Origin of the sequence: Nitratireductor mangrovi (genome assembly GCF_007922615.2) — a bacterium.
Taxonomy (GTDB): domain Bacteria; phylum Pseudomonadota; class Alphaproteobacteria; order Rhizobiales; family Rhizobiaceae; genus Mangrovimarina; species Mangrovimarina mangrovi.
The window spans coordinates 3180553-3203538 of the sequence record NZ_CP042301.2 but is presented as its reverse complement, the minus strand read 5'-3'; the positions used below and the strand labels follow the sequence as shown (position 1 = coordinate 3203538).

The following is a 22986-nucleotide window of genomic DNA, read 5'->3' as shown; positions in this document are numbered from 1 at the left end:
AACCGGGCATGCATCGAACAGGGAGGAATTCATGACATCGAGACAGCTTCTTTCCGGCATCGCGTTTGCGGCCATCGTGGCGGCAACGCCCGTCTCCGCCGCAGAGCTGCGTTTCGCCTGCTATCAGGACGGCGTCGAATGCGACGCCTGGGCGGAGCAGTTCAAGGCGTTCGAGGCCGAAAATCCCGGCACCACCGTCGCCGTCGACGTGGTGCCCTACAAGTCGATCGTCGAGAGCCTGCCGCTGCAGCTCGCCTCCGGCGAAGGGCCCGACCTTGCCCGCGTGACCGACCTGGGTGGGCTCGCGCAATACATGCTCGACGTTACCCCGCATGTCTCTGACCCGGCCAAGATCGAGGAACAGTACGGCAAGACGCTCGCCTGGACCCGCGTCAACGGTCCCGACGACAAGGGCATCTATGCCATCATGGACCAGCAGACGGCGACGGGTCCCTTCGTCAACAAGACCCTGTTCGACCAGGCCGGCGTGGAAATGCCGGGCAAAGGCGCGACCTATGAGGAGTGGGCGGCGGCCGCGAAGGAAGTGGCCGAGAAGACCCAGACGCCCTATCCGATGGCGCTCGACCGTTCCGGCCACCGCTTCGCCGGCCCGGCGATCTCCTATGGCGCGGCGCTGTTCGACGCGGACGGCAATCCGATCACGGTCGATGACGGTTTCCGGGCCTTTGCCGAGCAGTTCGTCGAATGGAACAATGACGGCACGATGGCCAAGGAAGTGTGGGCCGGCGCCGGCGGCGCCACCTACCAGGACGCGGCGGCGGAATTCACCAACGGCACGCTGGTGATGTATCTCTCCGGGTCGTGGCAGATCGGCCGTTTCGGTCGCGACATCGGCGACGCGTTCGACTGGGTCGCGGTTCCTGCCCCTTGCGGGCCGGGCGGCTGCACCGGCATTCCGGGTGGTGCCGCGATCGCGGCCTTCAAGCACACCGCGGCGCCGGAGGAACTCGGCAAGCTGATCGAGTTCATCTCGCGTGAGGACGTGCAGGCGAAGGTGCTGGCCAAGACCAAGAACATCCCCGCCAACCAGGCGCTGCAGGTGAAGGGCATCGAGTACGAGAACGCGTCCGACGCGGAAAAGGCCGCGCTGACCGCGTTCGGCAACGCGCTTGCCGGCTTCTCGCCCGTCGCCTTCCAGTTCCAGGGCTACAAGAACAACCGCGCCATCATGAACGCCACGGTGACCCGCATCACCCAGGCGATCGTCGGCGAATCCTCGCTCGACGAGGCACTCGAGCGCATCGACGCCGACGTCAAGGAAGCGGTCGCGGCGGCGCAGTAGCAGCCGGCGCAACGGTCGGCGTGAAGCCGATCCTCCACTGAAAGGCAGGTGGGCCCCGGGGGCCCGCCTGCCGACCAGCGCCCGCGTCGGTGCCCTCGGGCGTCCCACCGGGCATTTCAGGCGTCGCCCGAGCCTGCAAGGCGCGGTGAAGGCGATAGCGGCGGAACGAGCCATGCTGTCAACGCTCACGGGTGTCGCATCGCTGGCCTATCGCGGCGCGTTCGAGATCTTCGAACGGCCGATGCTCGCCATCCAGAAGATGACTGGCGCGCAGAAGATCGCCTGGGTTTTCTTGCTGCCCAACCTCGTCATCTTCGGGCTCTTCACCTTCCTGCCGATCTTCCTCAACTTCTTCTACGCGACCAGCGGCAGCGACCGCATCCTGCTTTCGCAGCGGCCCTATGTCGGCATGGAGAATTTCTCCTCGCTGCTCGCCTGCCAGAACTATCTCGATCCCAATTCCTGCCAGCGCGACATCTTCTGGCGCGCGGTCCACAACACCGGCTGGTTCGTGGTGCTGCAGGTTGGCTTCATGATCCTGTTCTCGCTGGTCACGGCGCTGGTTCTCAACCGCAACATTCCGCTGCGCGGCTTCTTCCGTAGCGTGTTCTTCTATCCGGTGCTGCTGTCGCCCGTGGTCGTGGCCCTGATCTGGAAGTGGGTGCTGCAACGCTATGGCGTGCTCAACGCCGTGCTCGAAGGGCAGGGGCTGCCGATCACCAACTGGCTGGTCGAGGCGGACTGGGCCTTCTTCTGGATCGTCTTCGTGTCGATCTGGGCCCATATGGGCTTCTACACGCTGATCCTGCTCGCCGGGCTGCAGGCGATCCCGTCCGACGTCTACGAGGCGGCCGAGATGGATGGCGCCTCGAAATGGCGGGTGTTTTCGAAGATCACCATGCCGCTTCTGATGCCGACCATGGCCGTGGTGCTGGTGCTGTCGCTGATCCGCGCCGTCCAGGCCTTCGACGAGATCTTCGTTTTGACCGGCGGCGGGCCCGGCTCGGCCACGCTGCTCATCCTGCAGTTCATCTACGAGACCGGCTTCGCCTTCCGTCCGCAGCTCTACGGGCTGGCCTCTGCCGCCTCGCTGCTGATGGCCGCGGTGCTGATGGTGCTGACGCTCCTGCAATTGCGGGTGGCGCGCGGGCGCGGGGAGGACTGAGCCATGGTCTGGAGGTTTTTGACGCGTACCCGCGGCCGTGGCCGGCTCGACCTCACCGACTGGCTGACCTTCGGCTATCTCGCGTTGGCCGTGGTGCTGATGTTCGGCCCGGTGGCATGGATGGCGCTCTCATCCTTCAAGACCGAATCGGCGCTGCAGGAATATCCGCCGTCGATGCTGCCGCTGGCGCCGGTCACGGTCAGCGTCGAGGGTTACGAGCAACCGTTGCAGCTCTTCCGCATCACCGGCGGTGAGCACGAGGGCAAGACGCTGGCCCAGATCCGCCGCATCGGGCTGGTCAGCCAGATGGTCGATCCCGACAACCCGGGCGAAAGGCTGAGCGTCAACATCAACGACCGCGAGCCGGTGCGTGAGTTTGCGCTGGCACTGGGCAATTACAGCGAGCTGTTCCAGCGTTTCAATTTCGCGCTCTATTTCTGGAACTCGGTCTTCATTACCGTGATCGCGACCATCATCACCGTGCTGTTCAACTCGATGGCGGCGTTCGCGCTTTCCAAATACCGGTTCCGGGGGCGAACCGTGGTGTTCCTGCTGATCATCGCCACGCTGATGGTGCCGCCGACCATTAACCTCGTGCCGATCTATCTTGTCGTCTCCGAGCTCAACCTGGTCAATTCGCCCTGGGGCGTGATCTGGCCGGCGGTGGCGACGCCGACCGGCGTCTTCCTGCTCAGGCAATACATGCTGACCATTCCCGACGACCTTCTTGACGCGGCGCGCATGGACCACGCCTCGGAATGGCGGGTCTACTGGCGCATCGTGCTGCCGCTGGCTGCACCGGCGCTGGCGGTGCTGGTGATCTTCTCGGTGATGTGGCGCTGGAACGATTTCCTGTGGCCGCTGATCGTGCTGACCCGTTCGGAACAGTTCACGCTGCAGCTGGCGCTGAACTCCTTCCAGGGCGACCTGCAGACGAGCTGGTCCAACCTTCTGGCGATGACGGTTCTGACGCTGCTGCCGATCACCATCGTGTTTGCGTTCCTGCAGAAATACATCACCACCGGCATCGCCCAGACCGGGGTCAAGTGATGACGGCGTTGGCGAGGAGGGTCTGAGGCGATGGCGGTTCTCGAACTCGACGGGCTGGTCAAGGACTATGGCGAGGTGCGCGCCATCCACGGCATCGACCTCACCATCGACAATGGCGAGTTTTGCGTCTTCGTCGGGCCCTCGGGCTGCGGGAAGTCGACCCTGCTGCGCATGATTGCGGGACTGGAGGACATCACCGGCGGCGAACTGAGGATCGACGGCGAACGCGTCAACGAGCAGCGCGCGTCCGAACGCGGACTGGCAATGGTGTTCCAGACCTACGCGCTCTACCCGCACATGACCGTGCGCCAGAACCTCGCCTTTGGGCTCGAAAACATCCGCACGCCGAAGGACGAGATCGCGCGCCGCGTCGGCGAGGCTGCACGCATGCTGCAGATCGAGGCCTATCTGGAGCGGCGGCCGAAGCAGCTTTCCGGCGGCCAGCGCCAGCGCGTCGCCATCGGCCGCGCGGTGGTGCGCGAGCCGCGCGTCTTCCTGTTCGACGAACCCCTGTCCAACCTCGACGCTGAGTTGCGTGTGACCATGCGCGGCGAGATCGCCTCGCTCCACCGCCGGCTCGGCAACACCATGATCTACGTCACCCACGACCAGATCGAGGCGATGACCATGGCCGACAAGATCGTGGTGCTGCGCGACGGGCGGATCGAGCAGTCGGGTTCGCCGCTCGACCTCTACAACCAGCCGCAGAACCGCTTCGTTGCCGGCTTCATCGGCTCGCCGCGCATGAACTTCATCGAGGTGACGGTGAAGGAGATCGGCGCCGACGGCGTCACGGTGACAGACGCGGCCGGCAACGATTTCAGGGCGGCGGTCACGGGTGAAGGGCTGACAGCGGGCGAGGCGGCGGAACTCGGCATCAGGCCCGACCATCTCCAGGTCGGGGAGGGCAGCGGCCATGCCGTGACCGTGCATTCGGTGGAGCAACTGGGCGGCGAGTCCTATCTCTATTGCGAAACCGCCGACAAGACGGCGCTGACCGTGCATCTGGCCGGCCAGACCGCGATCGGCCGCGGCGAGACGGCACATGTCCTGTTCCGGCCGGAATTCACCCACCTCTTCCGCAAGTCGGATGGCAGGGCGCAAAGGCGCCTGGTGATCGGGGAGGCGGTGTAGCCTCTCGCACGCGCAATGCAGGTCAGATAATGTCCTTTCTCACGATCTCCGGTTCCCTTGAGGAGACGGCGACCGGCGCGACCGCGCCGCTGTCGGGTGGATTCTCGCTGCGGGTGGAAGCGCTTGCCGACTGGCTGCTGCGCATCGCCGTCGTTCCCGATGGCGGCTTCACGGTGGATCGCACCTGGATGATCGCGCCCGGGGATGATGTGCCCTGGCCCGGGCGCGACAGGCTGTCGACGGAAGGTTTCCAGTCGCCTCTGCCCGCGTCAGTCAACCAGACCGGCGGCGCGGGAACGATCGTCACGCTGGGCGACGATTGGTGTGTCCATGTGCAGTCGGTGCCGCTCGCGCTGACCATTCAGCGCCGCGACGCGGGCAGTTGGCGCACGGTGGTGGCCGACCGCACCACCGGCGCCTATCAGTGGTTCGCCGGTCGCGGCATCTTCCGCCACTTCCAGATGCGCGGCCTCGACGACCGGCACTACGGGCTTGGCGACAAGACCGGTCCGCTCGACCGCACCGGGCGCCGGCTGCGCTGCCTGCAGACCGACTCGCTCGGCTACAATGCCCAGACTGCCGATCCGCTCTACAAGCACGCGCCCTGGGTGATCGCGGAGATGGCGGACGGCTGGGCCACCGGCCTTTTCTACGATACGCTTTCGGAAACCACCTTCGATCTGGGCGCGGAACATTCCAACTATCACCCGCACTACCGGCACGTGGATATCCAGGAAGCGGGCATGGTGCTTTACGTGGTCGCCGGGCCGAAGCTGCGCGACATCGTTCCGCGGCTGATGCAACTGACCGGCAGGCCGCATTTTCCGCCGCGCTGGTCGATGGGTTTCGCCTTCACCACCATGCACCATGCCGACGCGCCCGACGCGCAGCGGGTCATGACCGGCTTCGCCGAACGCTGCCGGACCGAAAGGATCCCGATCAGCGCCATCCATTCCGGCTCCGGCTACACCACCAGGGATGACGGGCGGCGCTATGTCTTCACCTGGAACGACAAGAAGTTCCCCGACCGCGCCGGCTTCTTCCGGCACCTCGCCGAACTCGGCTTCCGCACCGCCGCCAACGTCAAGCCGGTGCTTCTGACCGAACATCCCGACTACCCGCAAGCCGCGGCCGAAGGCTGGTTCGTGCGCCGGCAGGACGGCAAGCCGGCGGTGGAGATGTTCTGGGGCGGCAACGGCTCCAGCCTCGACTTCACCAATGCCGCCACCGTCGACTGGTGGAAACAAGGCATTTCCGCGCAGGTGCTGGAAGCCGGCTTCACCGCGGCGTGGAACGACAACAACGAATGCGAGCTCTGGGACGAGACCGCGACCATCGACGGTTTCGGCAAGCCGCTGCCAGCGATCGACATGCGGCCGGTGCACGCGCTGCTGATGACCCGCGCCACCTACGAGGCGACACTCGCGCGCCGGCCCGACGAACGGCCCTACACGATCAGCCGCGCCGGGCCGATCGGCATTTCACGCTACGGCGAGACCTGGTCGGGCGACAACCGCACCAGCTGGCACACGCTGAAATGGAATTTGCGCCAGGGGCTGTCGATGAGCCTTTCCGGCATGCAGTTCACCGGCCACGACATCGGCGGCTTCGACGGGCCGAAGGCGGAGCCGGAACTCTTCGTGCGCTGGGTCGAGATGATGTCGCTGCACCCGCGCGCGGTGATGAATTCATGGAAACCGCAGCTCGACGACCCGACCAACCTGCCATGGATGCATTCCGAGGCGACCGATAACGTGCGCGCGGCACTCGCCCTGCGTTACCGGTTCCTGCCCCATCTCTATCATCTGGCCTATTTGGCGCATCGCGACGGGTCGCCGCTGATCGCGCCGCTTTTCTATCATTTCGACGATCCCGAATGCCGGGCGGACATGGACGCCTTCATGCTCGGCCCGGACGTGCTGGTGGCGCCGGCGGTCGAGGCGGGGGCGACGCGCGTCGAGGTCTTCCTGCCGCGGGTCGAGGGCGGCTGGCACGATTTCCATTCCGGCGCCATCCACGAAGGCGGGCAGGCCGTTACGGTCGACGCGCCGCTCGGGCGATTGCCGGTGTTGGTGCGGTCGGGGGCGATCCTGCCGCTCGCCACCCGATGGCCGGACACAACGCCGCACGATTTTGCCGAGGTCGAGCTGACGCTTTTTGCCGGTGAAGGGTCGGGAGAGACACGGCGCGAGGCGTTTTTCGACGATGGTCTGGGCTGGGGTTATCGCGACGGGGAGGCGTCGCTGGTCGCCTGCGAGGCTGATTGGGATGAAAAGTCGGTCCGGCTTGAAGCGTGCGAGAGATGGAGCGGCCGCGGCCGGCCGCAACTGACGCTCGCCTGCCGCGGGCTGGCAGGGCGGAACTTCGAGGCGGACACCCGCTGGTAGGCCGTCAAATGCGGATCATGGCCGTCGGCGAAAAATCGTCTCGGCTTGCCGCGGCCGCGCGCTCGCGCATGCCTGCGTCGGCGATCAGTCGCATCGGCGTGGTGTCGGCGTACACGCGTTCCTCGAAAATCTTGCCGTCGCGCATCAGGAAGCGGTCCATGCCGGTCCACTCCACGGGAATGCCGGCCAGGGTCTGCGTCACGCGCCACTCGACATAGACAGTTTCGCCGCGCACCGCCCAGTCGACGAGGTGCCAGGCAAGATCGGGAATCATGCGGGTCTGGGCAGCGAGGAGCGCGGGCAGTTCGTGCGGCGACACCGGACGGTCGACGATCGGCGTGAACAGCCTGCCGTCGGGTTGCCACAGGGCCTGCATGGCGTGGCCATCATGGTTCGCCCACGCCGCCTCGAAGCTGCGGACGAAGGTTTCGGCTTCCTGGTCGGTCATGGAAATGCTCCTTGCTGCGGCGACCGTGCAGGAAGCATCGTGAACCATTGTCGGCCACCCGAAAGCCGCCGACGGCCCGGTCTCCTGACACCTTATGGCAAGTGGCTTTCGCCGCCGGCTCACTGCGCGACGAAAAAGTGCTCGATCCGTGTCGCCGTCTCGCGCAGCACCGGCAGCACGTCGCCGGTCATCTGCCTGGCCGAAAGCCGTGCCGATTGTGTGGAGACGTTGATCGCGGCGACGATCGCGCCGGAACGGTCGCGTACCGGAACGGCGATCGAGCGCAGGCCGGGCTCCAGCTCCTCGTCGACCAGCGCATGGCCGTCGCGCGCGGCGGCAAGGATGGCGCTCCTCAGAGCGGCGCGGCTGGTGAGGGTTTTCGGCGTCAGACTGCGGATGTCGGCTTTGGCCAGAAAGCGGTCCAGTTCCGGCGCGGAGAGCCCCGACAGCAGCACCCGCCCCATCGAGGTGCAGAAGGCCGGCAGGCGGGTACCGACATTGAGACCGATGCTGACGATGTGGCGGCCTGGCACGCGGGCGACGTAGACGACGTCCTCGCCGGAGAGTTCGGCCGCCGAGCACGCCTCGCCGAAACGCTCCGAGACCGCGCGCATGAACGGTTCGGCGAAGGTCCACAGCGAGGCGCCCCCGAGCCAGGTGCGCGCCACGGCAAGGAGCCGCGACGACAGCCGGAAGGTGCGGCCATCCTGGACGGCGTAACCCGACGCGACCAGGGTCAGCAGGAAGCGCCGGGCACCGGCACGGGTCAGCCCCGCCTCGGCTGCCATTTCGGTCAGCGTGAGACCGGCAGGATGCGCGGCGAGGATTTCCATGACGGCCAGCCCGCGCTCCAGCGAGCCGACAAGATCGCGCGCGACGGCGTCGGCACGCGTTGACTCTGGCGTCGGTTCCATGTATCGAGTTTCGCATAGAAAACAATTGTTCGCAATACGAACTTCGTAATGTGCTGCGGGAATGGTGGTGGCGGGATCGAGCGACGATGAACAAGATCTATCCAGGCCTCGAAGAGGCGCTCGACGCGGTCGAGGACGGCATGGCGGTGATGATCGGCGGCTTCGGCGGTGCCGGCGCGCCGATCGAGCTGATCCATGCGCTGGTCGAGCGCTACAAGCGCACCGGCTCGCCGGGCAATCTCACCGTCATCAACAACAATGCGGGTAACGGCGCGGTCGGCATCGCGGCGATGATTTACGCCGGCATGGTGGCGAAGATGGTGTGCTCGTTCCCGCGCTCCTCCGACCCAAAGGCCTTCACCGACAAATATCTTGCCGGCGAGATCGGGCTGGAACTGGTGCCGCAGGGCACGCTTGCCGAGCGCATCCGCGCCGGCGGCGCGGGCATTCCCGCCTTCTATACGCCGACAAGCTACGGCACCCAGCTCGCCGAGGGCAAGCCGTTGGCCGAGTTCGACGGTCGGCAATATGTCCAGGAGCGCTGGCTCAAGGCCGACGTGGCGCTGATCAAGGCGGAACTCGCCGACCGCAAGGGCAACCTCACCTACCGCAAGGCGGCGCGCAATTTCTCGCCGCTGATGGCGATGGCGGCGACCACCACCATCGTCCAGGCGAGCCGGGTCGTCGAACCGGGCGAGATCGACCCGGAACATGTGGTGACGCCCGGCATCTTCGTCGACAGGATCGTCGAGGTCGCCGACCCGAAACAGGAAGAGGCCCTGCTGCGCGAGGGAGCCGCATGATGGCAACGAAGCTCACCAACGCACAGATCGCCTGGCGCGCGGCGCAGGACCTGCCCGACGGCGCCTATGTCAATCTCGGAATCGGCTTTCCGGAGATGATTGCCAAATTCAAGCCGAAGGGCCGCGAGGTCACTTACCACACCGAGAATGGCATCCTCGATTTCGGCGAGGCGCCGCCGGCGGGCGAGGAGGACTGGGACCTGATCAATGCCGGCAAGAAGGCGGTGACGCTCAATCCGGGCGCGGCCTTTTTCCACCATGCCGATTCCTTCGCCATGGTGCGCGGCGGCCATCTCGACGTGGCCGTGCTCGGCGCCTACCAGGTGGCCGAGAATGGCGACCTGGCCAACTGGAGCACCGGCGCCGGTTCGGTGCCGGCGGTCGGCGGCGCGATGGACCTGGTTCACGGCGCCAGGCAGGTCTGGGTGGTCACCGACCACGTGACCAAGAAGGGCGAGCCGAAGCTTCTGGAGACCTGCACCCTGCCGCTCACCGGCGTCGGCTGCATCACCACCGTCTATACCAGCCTTGCCGTGATCGACATTGTCGACAAACGCTTCGTCCTGCGCGAAAAGCTGCCGTCGATCAGCCTCGACGAATTGCAGGCCGTCACCGGCGCGCGGCTCGTGACCGGCGACACGATCGGCGAACTCAACGTACCGGAGCTCTGAGTCCCATGCCCGAAGCCTTCATCTGCGATTATGTCCGCACGCCCATCGGCCGCTTCGGCGGGTCGCTGTCTGCGGTGCGCGCCGACGATCTCGGCGCCGTGCCGATCCGCACGCTGATGGAGCGCAATGCCCAGGTCGACTGGGCGGCGATCGACGATGTCGTCTATGGCTGTGCCAACCAGGCCGGCGAGGACAACCGCAACGTCGCGCGCATGGCGCTGCTTCTGGCGGGCCTGCCGACCGAGGTGCCGGGCTCGACGGTCAACCGGCTCTGCGGCTCCGGCATGGACGCCGCCACTATCGCCGCGCGCGCCATCAAGGCCGGCGAGGCCGAGATCATGATCGCCGGCGGCGTGGAATCGATGAGCCGTGCGCCGTTCGTCATGCCCAAGGCCGACAGCGCGTTTTCGCGCAAGGCGGAAATCTACGACACCACTATCGGCTGGCGTTTCGTCAACCCGCTGATGAAGAAGCAATACGGCATCGATTCCATGCCCGAGACCGGCGAGAACGTCGCCGAGGAGTTCCAGGTGAGCCGCGCCGACCAGGACGCATTTGCCGTGCGCAGCCAGTCCAAGGCGGTTGCGGCGCAGGAAAACGGCCGGCTGGGCAAGGAAATCGTCGCGGTGACCATCCCGCAGCGCAAGGGCGACCCGGTGGTGGTCGACAAGGACGAACACCCGCGCGCCGGAACCACGGTCGAAACACTCGCCAAGCTGCCAACGCCGTTCAAGAAGGAGGGCGGCACGGTGACGGCCGGCAATGCGTCGGGCGTCAATGACGGCGCCGCGGCGATGATCATCGCCTCCGAGGCTGCGGCCCGTAAGTATGGACTTACGCCGATCGCGCGTATGCTGGGCGGGGCCGCCGCCGGGGTGCCGCCGCGCATCATGGGCATCGGCCCGGCGCCGGCAACCAGGAAGCTCTGCGCGCGCCTCGGCATCAAGCCGTCCGATTTCGGTGTCATCGAGCTCAACGAAGCCTTTGCCTCCCAGGGCATCGCCGTGCTCCGCGATCTCGGCCTGCCCGAGGACGCGGAGCACGTGAACCCGAATGGCGGCGCCATCGCGCTCGGCCATCCGCTCGGCATGTCGGGCGCCCGCATCACCGGCACGGCGGCGCTGGAACTTCACGAGCGTCAGGCGAAGCTGGCGCTGGCGACGATGTGCATTGGCGTTGGCCAGGGCATCGCGATCGCGCTGGAACGGGTGTAGCGACCAAGCGGAGCAACGAGTTTGAGCCTGTTGGTCGAACCGGCGGCGCGCACGGACTCCCTGCGGCTTGCCGATGACCGTCGCCTGGCCTGGAGCGAGTGGGGGCCGCGCGAGGGCCTTCCAGTCCTGTTCTGCACCGGCGCCGGCATGAGCGGCTCGCTCGGTTTCGGCGCCGAATGCCTGGAGCGTGAGCATGTCCGTCTGATCGGCATCGACCGGCCGGGGCTCGGCGCATCGGGTGTCGACGCGGCGAAATCGTTCGAGAGCTGGACCCGGGATGTCGGCGAACTGATCGGCGCCAGGAACCTGACGAGACCGTGCGCCGTCGGCTTCTCGCAGGGTGGCCCCTTCGCCCTGGCGCTGGCGGCTGGCGGTCTCGTGAGCGCCGTCGCCATTGTCGCCGGACAGGACGATCTCGGTTGCGCGGACCTGCAAGACCGGCTCGATCCGATTGTGGCCGCCATGATCGCGGCCGCAAGGGCGGATCCGACGGCGTTCGAGCAGCAGATTGCCGCCACGGCGTCCGCGGAATGGCTATGGCAGATGGTCGTTTCGATGAGCGCGCCGCAGGACCGGCAGGTCTATGAGGACGGAGCCTTTGGCCGGCTCTACCGCACCTGCCTGGCGGAAGGTTTTTCGCAGGGCGCGGGCGGCTATGCGCGCGACCTCGTCAATGCCGTGAACGAATGGCCGTTCGCCCTCGAGGAGATCGCGGTGCCGGTCCGCCTTTGGTATGGCCGCCTGGATGCGAGCCCTGTCCATTCGCCGGATTTCGGCGTCACGCTGGCGCGGCGCCTGCCGAATGCTAAGCTGACGGTCGATGACGATGCCGGCGGTTCGATCCTGTGGACCCGGTCCGGCGACATCCTGAGGGATCTCATCGAAACCGTGGCGGCGCCTGCCGCACCGGGAGCGGCCGACGGCAATGCAGGCCGTCGGTCCCATGTCTCGAACGCCGGTTAACCCGAACCGGGCCGCTCTTGCTGGTGGCTACTCACGTGTCCAGTCCTCGAAAGTCAGGCCCCGGCACGTGCCTGAAGGTCGGTCGGACGAGACCGGCACGTGGTTCAACGCTCAGCTCTTCCGCATCCGTGCCGGCGGCTGGCCGAAGGTTCGGGAGAAAGCGCGGCTGAAGGCAGCGGCGCTTGAAAAACCGGTGCGCGCGGCGATGTCGGCCATCGGCTCGGCCGTGTCGAGCACCAGGCGGCGCGCCGCATTCAGGCGCAGGCGCAGATAGTAGGCGCCGGGCGTCTCGCCGATCGCGGCGGCGAAAATCGTCTCCAGCGTTCTGGCCGTAACGCCGCAGCGGCGGGCGATCGCCGAGACCGGCAAGGGCCGGTCGACATGGCTCTCCATCAGCCGGATCGCCTGCGCCAATCGCGGATCGTAGCCGTCGAGCCGGCCCAGCGACACCAGCGGCTGGGCGTCGGTCGCCGCGCGCGTCTGGTCGTAGATGAACACCGAGGCGACATCGAGCGCCACCGCCATGCCGAGGCGCTCGCGCACCAGATGCAGCATCAGGTCGAAGGTCGGCGATGCGCCGCCCGTGGTGAACACCGGGCCGTCGATCACATAGCGGTCGGGCCTGACGTCGCAGCCCGGGAAGGCGGCGGCGAAATCCTCCAGATCCTCCCAGTGCGTGGTCGCGGCGCGTCCGTCGAGCAGTCCCGCCTGACCCAGCAGCCAGGTGCCGGCCTCGATGCCGCCGACGGCGCGGGCCTGCCGGCTGGCGCGGCGGAAGGCCGCGACAAGCGGCGGCGCCGATTGCAGCCGCGTGCCGAAGCCGCCGACCGCAACCAGCACCTCGCTCGGCCGCCGGGCGTCGAACGCGCCGGCCACCGCGACCGGCAGGCCGGACGTGGTCATCGCCGGTTGGCCGTCGGGCGAGACGATGGTCCATTCGAAGACCTTGTGGCCGGCGATGCGGTTGGCTGCGCGCAGCGGGTCGATCGCCGAGGCGACGCACATGATGGACGTGCCGGAAAAGACGAGAAAGGTGACGGAAAGCAGGTCCCGCTCGGGCCGGAAGATCGTTCGGCTTTCGCTTTTCATCAATTCTGTTTGGTAAAGTGCAAATCATGGCAGTGCAAGACGCGACATCATTCCCTCCGAGCCAAGGGAGGATGCCGATGCCGCTTGCCATGAACCGCGAGGTCTTCATCACCTGCGCCGTCACCGGCTCGGGCGGCACCCAGGACCGCTCTCCCCATGTGCCCCGTTCGCCGAAGGCGATCGCCGATGCGGCCATCGAAGCGGCGAAGGCGGGCGCTGCGATCGTCCATTGCCATGTCCGCGACCCCGAGACCGGCGCCCCGCGCCGCGACATCGCGCTCTACCGTGAGGTGACCGAGCGCATCCGCGATGCCGAGGTCGACGTGGTGCTGAACCTCACCGCCGGCATGGGCGGCGACATGGTGTTCGGTTCGGCCGAAAAGCCGCTGCCGCTCAACGACAAGGGCACCGACATGGCGGGTGCCGCCGAACGCGTCGAGCATGTGCGCCAGTGCCTGCCGGAAATCTGCACCCTCGATTGCGGCACAATGAACTTCGCCGAGGCCGACTACGTCATGACCAACACGCCCGGCATGCTGCGCGCCATGGGCGGCATGATGACGGAGATGGGCGTGAGGCCGGAGATCGAGGCTTTCGACACCGGCCATCTCTGGTTCGCGAAGGAACTGGTGAAGGAAGGTGTCCTGCAGGCGAAGCCCGAAGTGGGCGGCGCGCTGGTGCAGCTCTGCATGGGAGTGCCCTGGGGCGCGCCCGACGATCTGAACACCTTCATGGCGATGGTCAACAACGTGCCGGACGACTGGACTTTCTCGGCCTTCGCGCTCGGCCGCAACCAGATGGCCTATGTCGCGGCCACGGTGCTCGCCGGCGGCAATGTGCGGGTCGGGCTGGAGGACAATCTGTGGCTCGGCAAGGGCGAACTCGCCACCAACGCGCAGCTGGTCGAGCGCGCGGTGACGATCGTGCAGAACATGGGCGCGCGCGTGATCGGCCCGGAGGAAGTGCGCAAGAAGCTGGGATTGGTGAAGCGAGCGCCGGTGGCGGCACCGTAGAGAGACTCGAGAAGATGAGTTCGCCTCACGCCCCCCTCTGGCCTGCCGGCCATCTCCCCCACAAGGGGGGAGATCGACGGATGCGATCCTCCTGCGATTTCGGAGATGCCGGCGGGCGCTGCAACGGTGACGACTGGCGAAAGCTCAATGGAAGGCTAATCTCCCCCCTTGTGGGGGAGATGGCCGGCAGGCCAGAGGGGGGCAACGTAGAGCGTAGCCTCCACGACACGGAGGCATTCGCATGACCATCACCAGGGCAGCCTGCGTCGGCGGCGGCGTGATCGGCGCCGGCTGGGTGGCGCGGCTGGCGCTCAACGGCATCGACGTTTCGATTTTCGACCCCGATCCGGAGGCAAAACGCAAGGTCGGCGAGGTGATGAAGGGCGCGCGCCGCGCTTACAGGCGCATGGCCACGAACGGCCTGCCCAGGGAAGGCAGGATCACCTATGCAAAATCCATTGCAGAGGCGGTCGAAGGAGCAGACCTGATCCAGGAGAGCGTGCCGGAGCGGCTCGACCTGAAGCACAAGGTGCTGGCCGAGATCGACGCCCATGCGCAGAGGGACGCCATCATCGGCTCCTCGACCTCCGGCATCAAGCCGACCGACATGCAAAGCGCCATGAAGCGGCCGCAGCGGCTGGTCGTCGCGCATCCGTTCAATCCGGTCTACCTGTTGCCGCTGGTCGAGATCGTCGGCGGCGAGAAGACAAAGAAAAAACATGTCGAGCGGGCGCGCGAACTCTACGCCTCGATCGGCATGAAACCGGTCGTGATCCGCAAGGAGATCGAGGCCTTCGTCGGCGACCGGCTGCTCGAGGCGATGTGGCGCGAGGCGCTGTGGCTGATCAAGGACGGCATCTGCACGGTCGAGGAACTCGACGACATCATGCGTTATTCCTTCGGCTTGCGCTGGGCGCAGATGGGCATGTTCCAGGTCTACCGCATCGCCGGCGGCGAGGCCGGCATGCGCCACTTCATGGCCCAGTTCGGACCGTGCCTGTCATGGCCGTGGACCAAGCTGATGGATGTGCCGGAATTCAACGACGAACTGGTCGACCTGATCGCGACCCAGTCGGACGCGCAGTCGGGCCAGTGGTCGATCCGCGAATTGGAAAAGATCCGCGACGACAATCTGGTCGCGATGATGGAGGCGCTGGCCAGGGGCGACGGCGGCAAGGGCTGGGGCGCCGGAGAGTTGCACAAGGATTACGTGAAGCAGTTGGGCAAGGCGGCGAAGGGTTCGAAGGCGGCGCGGAAGAGGAAGGCGGAAAGCCCGGCCAACACTCTCGAGCCGAAGAGCGGGAAGGGGTGATGGTCGTCCCGTCCACCCCCCTCTGTCGGCTTCGCCGACATCTCCCCCTCAAGGGGGGAGATCGGCTTTCATCGATGGCTTCGCCAGGTGCCAACGCCCACGTGCCTTCATCTCCGCAGGTGATCTCCCCCCTTGAGGGGGAGATGGCCGGAAGGCCAGAGGGGGGTATCTTGTGTAGCGGGATGCCATCATGAATTTCGGCCTCACCGAAGAGCAGAAGCTGATCGTCGAGACGACGCGCGCCTTCGTCGAGAACGAGCTTTATCCGCACGAGCAGGTGGTCGAGCGTTCCGGCCGGCTGGAGCTGGACCTGATCCGCGAGTTGCAGCAAAAGGCGATCGCCGCAGGGCTCTACGCCGCGAACATGCCCGAGGATGTCGGCGGCGCCGGGCTCGATACGCTGACCTGGCTGCTCTACGAGAAGGAACTCGGCCGCGCCAACTACGCGCTGCACTGGACCTGCGTGGCGCGGCCTTCGAACATCCTGCTCGCCGGCACCGATGAGCAGAAAGAGAAATATCTCTACCCCTGCATCCGCGGCGAGACCTGGGATTGCCTGGCGATGACCGAGCCCGGCGCCGGCTCCGATCTGCGCGGCATGAAGGCCACCGCCCGGCAGGATGGCGACGACTGGGTGCTGAACGGCACCAAGCATTTCATCAGCCATGCCGACATTGCCGGCTTTGCCATCGTGTTCATGGCGACCGGCGAGGAGGAAACCTCCAGGGGCAGGCGCAAGAAGATCACCGCCTTCTTCGTCGACAAGGGTACGCCCGGCTTCACCGTGCGCGACGGCTACCGCAACGTCTCGCATCGCGGCTACACCAATGCGGTGCTGGAGTTCGACGATTGCCGGCTGCCGAAGGAACAGGTGCTGGGCGAGGTGCATCGCGGCTTCGAGGTCGCCAATTCTTGGCTCGGCGCGACCCGCCTGCAGGTGGCGGCGACCTGCCTCGGCCGCGCCGAGCGGGCGCTCGGCCATGCGATCGACTATGCGGCCAGCCGCGAGCAGTTCGGCCAGCAGATCGGAAAGTTCCAGGGCGTTTCGTTCAAGCTCGCCGACATGGCGACGGAGTTGAAGGCGGCGGAACTGATGGTCATGGAAGCCGGCTGGAAATATGACGAGGGCACCGTCACCGACCACGACATGGCGATGGCCAAGCTCAAGGCGAGCGAGATGTTGGCATTCGTCGCCGACGAGGCGATCCAGATCCATGGCGGCATGGGGCTGATGGACGACCTGCCCTTGGAGCGCATCTGGCGCGACGCCCGCGTCGAGCGCATCTGGGAAGGCACCAGCGAGATCCAGCGCCACATCATCTCGCGGGCGCTTCTGCGCGCGGTGGGCGGCTAGGGAAGGCGGCTATGCCTAGGCAAGCCATCAGGGAGACGGATCTTTATCAGCCCGTGAAGCGGTTGCTCGAAGGGCAGGGCTATGCGGTCAAGGGCGAGATCGGGGCGGCCGACATGGTTGCGGTGCGCGGCGACGAGGACCCGGTGATCGTCGAACTGAAAACTGCGTTCTCGCTGTCGCTGTTCCACCAGGCCATCGACCGGCAGGCCTTTTCCGACACGGTCTACGTCGCGGTGCCGCGTGGCAAGGGTCGCGCCTTCCTGAAGGCGCTTGTCGCCAACACCAGGCTTTGCCGCCGGCTCGGGCTGGGTCTGATCACGGTCCGCCTCGACGACGGTTTCGTCGAAATCCACTGCGACCCGGCACCCTACAAGCCGCGGCAATCGAAGCCGAAACGCGCCCGGCTGCTGCGCGAATATCACCGCCGCGTCGGCGACCCCAACAGCGGCGGCGCGACCCGCCGCCAGCATCTCGTCACCGCCTACCGCCAGGATGCGTTGCGTTGTCTGGTCTTGCTCGACGAGAACGGCCCGACCAAGGCGGCGGAGGTCGCAAGGCTGACCGGCGTGGCGCAGGCGCGCCGGCTGATGGCGGACGACCACTATGGCTGGTTCGAGCGCGTGGCGACCGGCATCTACGGGCCGAGCCCGAGGGGCGTCGAGGCGGTCGCCGCCTACGCCGCCGAGATCGAGCGCATTCGCGCCGCTTCGACCGCCGGCGACACGGCGGACGGGGAGAATGCGCACCCATGAGCGCGCGCCGCGACCTCTCGCGCCTGCTGCGGCCACGCTCGATCGCCGTGGTTGGCGGCGGTTTCTTCGGCACCAATGTCGTGCGCCAGTGCGTCAAGATGGATTTCGCCGGCGACATCTGGCCGGTGCATCCGACGCGGGATGCCGTGGAGGGCTTGCCTGCCTTTCGCTCGATTGCCGAACTGCCCGAGGCGCCCGACGCGGTCTTCGTCGGCGTCAACCGGCACCTCACGGTCGATATCGTGCGTGACTTGCGGCTGCGCGGCGCCGGCGGCGCGGTATGTTTCGCCTCCGGTTTCCTCGAGGCGGGCCAGGACGATGCCGACGGCGCGCGGCTTCAGCAAGCGCTGCTGGAGGCGGCCGGCGACATGCCGGTCATCGGACCCAATTGTTACGGGCTGATCAACTATTGCGACGGCGCATTGCTGTGGCCGGACCAGCATGGCGGTGTGCGGCTGGCCGAGGGCGAACGCGGCGCGGCGATCGTCACCCAGTCATCGAACATCGCCATCAATCTGACCATGCAGCGGCGCGGCCTGCCGCTCGCCTATGTCATGACGGCGGGCAACCAGGCCCAGACCGGGCTGTCGGAGATCGCGCTCGGGCTGATCGAGGACGAGCGGGTGTCCGTGCTCGGCCTGCATATCGAAGGTTTCGATTCCGTCGCCGGCTTCGAGCGCCTTGCCGCACGCGCCCGCGAACTGAGGAAGCCGGTGGTCGCCATGAAGGTCGGCCGGTCGGAGCAGGCCCGTGCCGGAACCGTGTCGCATACCGCCTCGCTTGCCGGTTCCGACGCCGCGTCCAACGCTTTTCTTCGCCGGCTCGGCATCGCCCGCGTCGATGCGATCCCGTCCTTCCTTGAAACGCTGAAGCTGCTGCATGCGGTCGGCCCGCTCGGCGGCTCGCGGCTGTCGTCGATGAGCTGTTCCGGTGGCGAGGCGGCGCTGATGGCGGACAGTGCGGATGGTCGCCGCGTGCACTTTCCGAGGCTGATGGACGAGCACCGCGCGCGTGTGAAGGCGACGCTGGGGCCGCTGGTCGCGGTCGCCAACCCGCTCGACTACCACACCTTCATCTGGAACGACGAGCCGGCGATGATGGCGACGTTTTCGGCCATGGTTTCCGGCGGCTTCGACCTCAATCTGCTGGTGCTCGACTTCCCGCGCCACGATCGCTGCTCGGATGCAGACTGGCGGCCGACCGTGGACGCGTTCGCGGCCGCTCTTGAGGCCAACGGTGCGAGGGGCGCCGTCGTCGCCTCGATGCCGGAGAACCTGCCGGAGGATTATTGCGCCCAGCTCCTGGCGCGCGGCATCGCCCCGCTTTGCGGCATCACCGAAGCGCTCGATGCGGCTGAGGCGGCGGTGAAGCTGGCGGAGGCATGGAACGCGGCGGCTGCCTCCCCCTTGAGGGGAGGGTGGTCGGCAGAAGGCCGGCCGGGTGGGGACCCCTCCCCTGGCACGCCCTCTTTTCAATATGCCTCGAGCCCGTCGCCGGCGACCCCGCCCGGCCCTTCGGGCCTCCCTCCCGTCAAGGGGGAGGGAACGCACCCCGACGAGGCCGCGGCCAAGGCACTGCTTGCCGCCCACGGCCTGCCGGTGCCGGACGGCAAGGTTGCCGTGACCGCTGAGGAGGCGACCTTTGCCGCCACGGAAATCGGCTTTCCGGTCGCCCTCAAGGCGCTGGGCATCGCCCACAAATCCGAGGCGGGTGCGGTGCGCCTCGGCCTTGCCGACGGTGCGGCGGTCTACGCGGCGGCCGGCGAATTGCTCCAGCTCTCGAACCGCATCTATGTCGAAGCGATGATCGAGGGCGCCGTTGCCGAACTGATCGTCGGCGTCACCCGCGATCCCGCTTTCGGGCCGGTCATGACCGTCGGCTCCGGAGGCGTCCTGGTCGAATTGTTGCAGGACACCGCGACGCTGCTCCTGCCTGCCACGCGCGACGAGGTCGATCGCGCCTTGCGGTCGCTGAAACTCTTCCCGTTGCTCGACGGGTTTCGCGGCCGGCCCCGCGCCGACCTTTCCGCGGCGATCGTTGCCATTCTCGGCATTGGCGATTTCGCCATCGCCCACGCCGATAGCCTCGATGAACTCGACATCAACCCGCTGATCGTCTGCGAGCGCGGCGCATGGGTCGCCGACGCGCTGATCGTGTTTGGGCCACTCGCCTCGCTGCGGGAAGGCGAAACCGATCTGCCGGTCGGCGCCATCGTTCCCGGCGGCAAGCGCGCAACGGCCGAGCGTATGCCCCCAACCCTCACCCCGACCGGTGTTGCCGGTCGACCTTCCCCTCACGGGCGGGGATAGAGCAGGAGCACGCCATGTCCGTCATCACCACGCGCCGCGAAGGCGCGATCCTGGAAGTCACGCTCGACCGGCCGAAGGCCAACGCCATCGATCTGGCGACCTCGCGCCTGATGGGCGAGACGTTCCGAGACTTTCGCGACGATCCCGACCTGCGCGTCGCGATCGTCAGGACGGCGGGCGAGAAGTTTTTCTCGGCCGGCTGGGACCTGAAGGCGGCCGCGTCCGGCGACGCGGTCGACGGCGACTACGGCGTCGGCGGGTTCGGCGGTCTGCAGGAACTGATCGGCATGAACAAGCCGGTCATTGCCTGCGTCAACGGCATGGCGGTGGGCGGCGGCTTCGAGCTGGCGCTTTCCTGCGACCTGATCTACGCCTCCGAACATTCCTCATTCGCGCTGCCCGAGATCAGGGCCGGCACGCTCGCCGATGCCGCGACGATCAAGCTGCCCAAGCGCATGCCCTATCATGTCGCGATGGACCTGCTCCTCACCGGCCGCTGGATGGACGTCGCCGAGGCGCATCGCTGGGGGCTCGTCAACGAGGTGCTGCCCGCCGATCGCCTGGAAGAGCGGGTCTGGGAGGTCGCCCGGCTGCTCGCCTCCGGCCCGCCGCTGGTCTTCGCCGCGATCAAGGAGGTGGCGCGCGAGGCGGAGGCGATGGGGTTCCAGGACGCGATGAACTGGATCACCAAGCGCAAGTTCCCGACCGTCGACACGCTCTACGCTTCGGACGACAATATGGAAGGTTTTCGCGCCTTCGCCGAAAAGCGCGATCCGGTCTGGAAGGGCAAATGACCGACTATTCAAGACTCATCGACGCCGAGACCTGGGCTTTCATCGAGCGGACGAATTCGTTCTATCCGCCCGACACCATCGACTACACGATCGACCAGCAGCGCGCGCTCTACGACCGCATGTGCCGCGAATTCCACTCCGGCTATCCCGACGCGGTCAGCGCCAAGACGGGCGCGATCGAGACCGCAGATCACGCGATCCCGATCCGCACCTATCGCCGTGCCGACCCGGATCGCTCGGCGCTTGTGCTTTATTACCATGGCGGCGGTTTCATCCTCGGCGGGCTGGAAAGCCATGACGATGTCTGCGCAGAGCTTAACGGGCGCACCGGCTACGAGGTGGTCGCGGTCGACTACCGGCTGGTGCCGGAGCATGTGCATCCGGCCGCCTTCGACGATGCCATGAGCGCCTTCGAATGGGCGGCGGGTTCCGATGACCGGCCGATCCTCTTGTGCGGGGATTCGGCCGGCGGCAACCTTGCCGCAGCGGTCGCCCATGCGACGCGTGGACATCCGCGCGCCCCGATAGGCCAGGTGCTGATCTATCCGGGGCTCGGCGGCGACGTCACCAGGGGCTCCTACGTCACCCACGCCGAAGCGCCGATGCTGGCCATGCGCGACCTGCAGTTCTACGGCAACCGCCGCGCCGGCGGGGCCGATCTGGCGGCCGATCCGACCTATGCGCCACTGGCCGACACCGACTTTTCCGGCCTGGCGCCGACCGTGGTCATCACCGCCGAATGCGATCCGCTTTCCTCGGACGGAGAGGCGTATCGCGATGCCATCCTCGCCGCCGGCGGCAAGGCCCACTGGCGCGAGGAAGAGGGGCTGGTGCACGGTTATCTGCGCGGCAGACACACGGTGGGCCGGGCGCGCGACAGCTTCACCCGCATCGTCGACGCGGTGAAGGCGCTTGGAAAGGGCGAGTGGCCGTATTAGACCTCGGCCATGACCACGTGATCGAACCCGTCACGCCTGATGCCCAAGCCGGCATCCTCGATCTCAACAATCGCCATGCGGTCGAGCTTTCCTGGCTGGAGCCGCAACGCTTGGCGGCGCTGGTCGGCGAGGCCTTCCATGCACGCCGGGTCGGAGAGGCGGAGGCCTTCCTGATGGCTTTCGACCAGGACGCCGACTATGACAGCCCCAACTTCGCCTGGTTCCGCGAGCGCTATCCGCGGTTCGTCTATGTCGACAGGGTCGTGGTCGATCCGGCGGCGCGCGGCCGCGGCCATGCCCGTGCGCTCTATCTCGACCTGTTCGAGAAGGCCGCGCAGGCGGGCCACACGGTCGTCACCTGCGAGGTCAATGCGGAGCCGCCCAATCCCGCCTCCGACGCCTTCCACGCCGCGATGGACTTCGAGCAGGTCGGCTCGGCCGCCCTTCATGGCGGTGAAAAGAAGGTGCGCTATTTCGCGAAACGGCTGTAGCGTTTCCCGGGTGAGCGAACTGCCTATGCCAGGAAGGGCTTCGCCTTCATCGTATCAGGCACCGGCACGCCGAGGCGGTTGAGGATGGTCGGCGCCAGCTGGAGCTGGTCGAGAAGCGTATCGTCCTTGGGCCCCTTCGCCGGCCCGAAATAATAAAGCGCGAAATCCTGTTGCAGGTCCTCGCGGCCGCCATGATGGCCGCGGTCGGTCTGGCCGTGATCGGCGGTCACAAAGACCTCGTAGCCGGCCTCCCGCCATTTCGGCAGGAAAGCCGCCAGCATACCGTCCATCACCGCGCAGGCGTGGTCCATCGGCGTGTTGTCATGGCCGAAGCGGTGCCCCATCGAATCCAGCGTACAGGTGTGCAGGATGCCGTAGTCGATGCCGTGGCGGGCGCAAAGCATGGTGAGCGTGGCGAACAGGTCGACATCCGACGGCGTCATCTGGTTGTCGTGGCCGTAGCCGGTCATGGTGTGGAAGCGGCCATGGCTGATCGGCCCGCCCGGTTCGTCATATTCGATGTCGCGCACGAAATCGAAGGGATGGCGGTTGAAGAATTCCGACCAGTAGGAGTGCGTTACCGCGCCTGTCCGACCGCCGGCCTTCGTCACCTCGGAGAAGATGTCGGGCTGGGCGACGCGGAAGCGCACCTCGTTGGAGAGGATGCCGTGGATCTGCGGCGGCACGCCGGTATGGATCGAGGCGTAGCAGCAGGCCGATGTCGACGGCAGCACCGACCGCATTTTCCACACCCGCGCCTCGCCCGACTGCACCCAGCCTTCGAGGTTGCCGAACAGCCGGCGCCAATTGCGCCACGGTACGCCGTCAAGGACGATCAGAAGGAGTTTTGAGGAGAGGGGCATGGCGTGACGCGGTGAGGCC

General features: G+C 66.8%; 21 protein-coding genes. 17 read left to right on the top strand and 4 right to left on the bottom strand.

Annotated elements, in window-relative coordinates; all coding sequences use genetic code 11:
- Nucleotides 1-31: 31 nt before the first annotated feature.
- The 5 genes from FQ775_RS15575 to FQ775_RS15555 all read left to right on the top strand — a co-directional run bounded on the left by FQ775_RS15575 (nt 32) and on the right by FQ775_RS15555 (nt 7039).
- The gene (locus tag FQ775_RS15575) at nt 32-1303 is read left to right on the top strand and encodes an ABC transporter substrate-binding protein (RefSeq protein ID WP_146300084.1); all 1272 of its coding nucleotides are present in this window, start codon (nt 32-34) and stop codon (nt 1301-1303) included.
- Between the two features lie 172 nt (nt 1304-1475).
- Complete coding sequence (locus FQ775_RS15570) at nt 1476-2468, top strand: carbohydrate ABC transporter permease (RefSeq protein WP_432420029.1); 993 nt, start codon at nt 1476-1478, stop codon at nt 2466-2468.
- 3 nt (nt 2469-2471) lie between these two features.
- Nucleotides 2472-3518 carry a carbohydrate ABC transporter permease gene (locus FQ775_RS15565; RefSeq protein ID WP_146300083.1) on the top strand — a complete coding sequence of 349 codons (1047 nt, stop codon included), beginning with the start codon at nt 2472-2474 and terminating at the stop codon, nt 3516-3518.
- A gap of 30 nt (nt 3519-3548) precedes the next feature.
- Nucleotides 3549-4652 (top strand): ABC transporter ATP-binding protein, encoded by a 1104-nt coding sequence (locus FQ775_RS15560; RefSeq protein ID WP_146300082.1) that lies wholly within the window; start codon nt 3549-3551, stop codon nt 4650-4652.
- A 29-nt stretch (nt 4653-4681) separates the two neighbouring features.
- Nucleotides 4682-7039 (top strand): glycoside hydrolase family 31 protein, encoded by a 2358-nt coding sequence (locus FQ775_RS15555; protein ID WP_146300081.1) that lies wholly within the window; start codon nt 4682-4684, stop codon nt 7037-7039.
- Nucleotides 7040-7043: 4 nt separating this feature from the next.
- Here the strand turns inward: FQ775_RS15555 and FQ775_RS15550 are convergent, their stop codons facing one another.
- Nucleotides 7044-7487 carry a nuclear transport factor 2 family protein gene (locus FQ775_RS15550; protein ID WP_167813009.1) on the bottom strand — a complete coding sequence of 148 codons (444 nt, stop codon included), beginning with the start codon at nt 7485-7487 and terminating at the stop codon, nt 7044-7046.
- A 119-nt stretch (nt 7488-7606) separates the two neighbouring features.
- Nucleotides 7607-8401, bottom strand: coding sequence for an IclR family transcriptional regulator domain-containing protein (locus FQ775_RS15545; protein ID WP_146300079.1), 795 nt, complete (start codon nt 8399-8401; stop codon nt 7607-7609).
- 86 nt (nt 8402-8487) lie between these two features.
- Between FQ775_RS15545 and FQ775_RS15540 the strand changes: the two genes are divergently transcribed.
- Genes FQ775_RS15540 through FQ775_RS15525 form a run of 4 tightly spaced genes read left to right on the top strand, consistent with a single transcriptional unit; the run spans nt 8488 to nt 12052 of the window.
- On the top strand, nt 8488-9204 hold the full coding sequence (locus FQ775_RS15540; protein ID WP_146300078.1) for a 3-oxoacid CoA-transferase subunit A: 717 nt from the start codon (nt 8488-8490) through the stop codon (nt 9202-9204).
- Nucleotides 9204-9875: a 3-oxoacid CoA-transferase subunit B gene (locus FQ775_RS15535; protein WP_146300077.1), complete on the top strand. Its 672-nt coding sequence runs from the start codon at nt 9204-9206 to the stop codon at nt 9873-9875. The genes FQ775_RS15540 and FQ775_RS15535 overlap by 1 nt, the downstream gene beginning before the upstream one ends.
- A gap of 5 nt (nt 9876-9880) precedes the next feature.
- Nucleotides 9881-11089, top strand: a complete 1209-nt coding sequence (gene pcaF / locus FQ775_RS15530) for a 3-oxoadipyl-CoA thiolase (RefSeq protein WP_146300076.1) — start codon at nt 9881-9883, stop codon at nt 11087-11089.
- A gap of 21 nt (nt 11090-11110) precedes the next feature.
- Nucleotides 11111-12052: an alpha/beta fold hydrolase gene (locus FQ775_RS15525; protein WP_246730151.1), complete on the top strand. Its 942-nt coding sequence runs from the start codon at nt 11111-11113 to the stop codon at nt 12050-12052.
- A 111-nt stretch (nt 12053-12163) separates the two neighbouring features.
- Here FQ775_RS15525 and FQ775_RS15520 read toward each other — a convergent pair whose 3' ends face one another.
- Nucleotides 12164-13144: a GlxA family transcriptional regulator gene (locus tag FQ775_RS15520; protein ID WP_146300075.1), complete on the bottom strand. Its 981-nt coding sequence runs from the start codon at nt 13142-13144 to the stop codon at nt 12164-12166.
- Between the two features lie 74 nt (nt 13145-13218).
- Here FQ775_RS15520 and bcoG point away from each other — a divergent pair, with 74 nt between their 5' ends.
- The 8 genes from bcoG (at nt 13219) to FQ775_RS15480 (ending at nt 22104) form a co-directional block, all read left to right on the top strand.
- A complete protein-coding gene (gene bcoG / locus FQ775_RS15515; RefSeq protein ID WP_146300074.1) occupies nt 13219-14154 on the top strand; it encodes a 3-dehydrocarnitine:acetyl-CoA trimethylamine transferase BcoG in 936 nt (311 codons plus the stop codon).
- Between the two features lie 241 nt (nt 14155-14395).
- Nucleotides 14396-15466, top strand: coding sequence for a carnitine 3-dehydrogenase (locus FQ775_RS15510; RefSeq protein WP_146300072.1), 1071 nt, complete (start codon nt 14396-14398; stop codon nt 15464-15466).
- Between the two features lie 190 nt (nt 15467-15656).
- Nucleotides 15657-16820, top strand: coding sequence for an acyl-CoA dehydrogenase family protein (locus FQ775_RS15505; RefSeq protein WP_146300070.1), 1164 nt, complete (start codon nt 15657-15659; stop codon nt 16818-16820).
- An 11-nt stretch (nt 16821-16831) separates the two neighbouring features.
- Nucleotides 16832-17572 (top strand): DUF2161 domain-containing phosphodiesterase, encoded by a 741-nt coding sequence (locus FQ775_RS15500; protein WP_206064762.1) that lies wholly within the window; start codon nt 16832-16834, stop codon nt 17570-17572.
- Entirely contained in the window at nt 17569-19881 is a 2313-nt protein-coding gene (locus FQ775_RS15495; RefSeq protein ID WP_146300069.1) for an acetate--CoA ligase family protein, read from the top strand. Before FQ775_RS15500 ends, FQ775_RS15495 begins: the two co-directional genes overlap by 4 nt.
- A 14-nt stretch (nt 19882-19895) precedes the next feature.
- Nucleotides 19896-20675: a carnitinyl-CoA dehydratase gene (locus FQ775_RS15490; protein ID WP_146300068.1), complete on the top strand. Its 780-nt coding sequence runs from the start codon at nt 19896-19898 to the stop codon at nt 20673-20675.
- Nucleotides 20672-21613 (top strand): alpha/beta hydrolase, encoded by a 942-nt coding sequence (locus FQ775_RS15485; protein ID WP_146300067.1) that lies wholly within the window; start codon nt 20672-20674, stop codon nt 21611-21613. The genes FQ775_RS15490 and FQ775_RS15485 overlap by 4 nt, the downstream gene beginning before the upstream one ends.
- A gap of 17 nt (nt 21614-21630) precedes the next feature.
- The gene (locus tag FQ775_RS15480; RefSeq protein ID WP_146301972.1) at nt 21631-22104 is read left to right on the top strand and encodes a GNAT family N-acetyltransferase; all 474 of its coding nucleotides are present in this window, start codon (nt 21631-21633) and stop codon (nt 22102-22104) included.
- A 23-nt stretch (nt 22105-22127) separates the two neighbouring features.
- Here FQ775_RS15480 and FQ775_RS15475 read toward each other — a convergent pair whose 3' ends face one another.
- Complete coding sequence (locus FQ775_RS15475; RefSeq protein WP_146300066.1) at nt 22128-22967, bottom strand: alkaline phosphatase family protein; 840 nt, start codon at nt 22965-22967, stop codon at nt 22128-22130.
- Between the last annotated feature and the right edge of the window lie 19 nt (nt 22968-22986).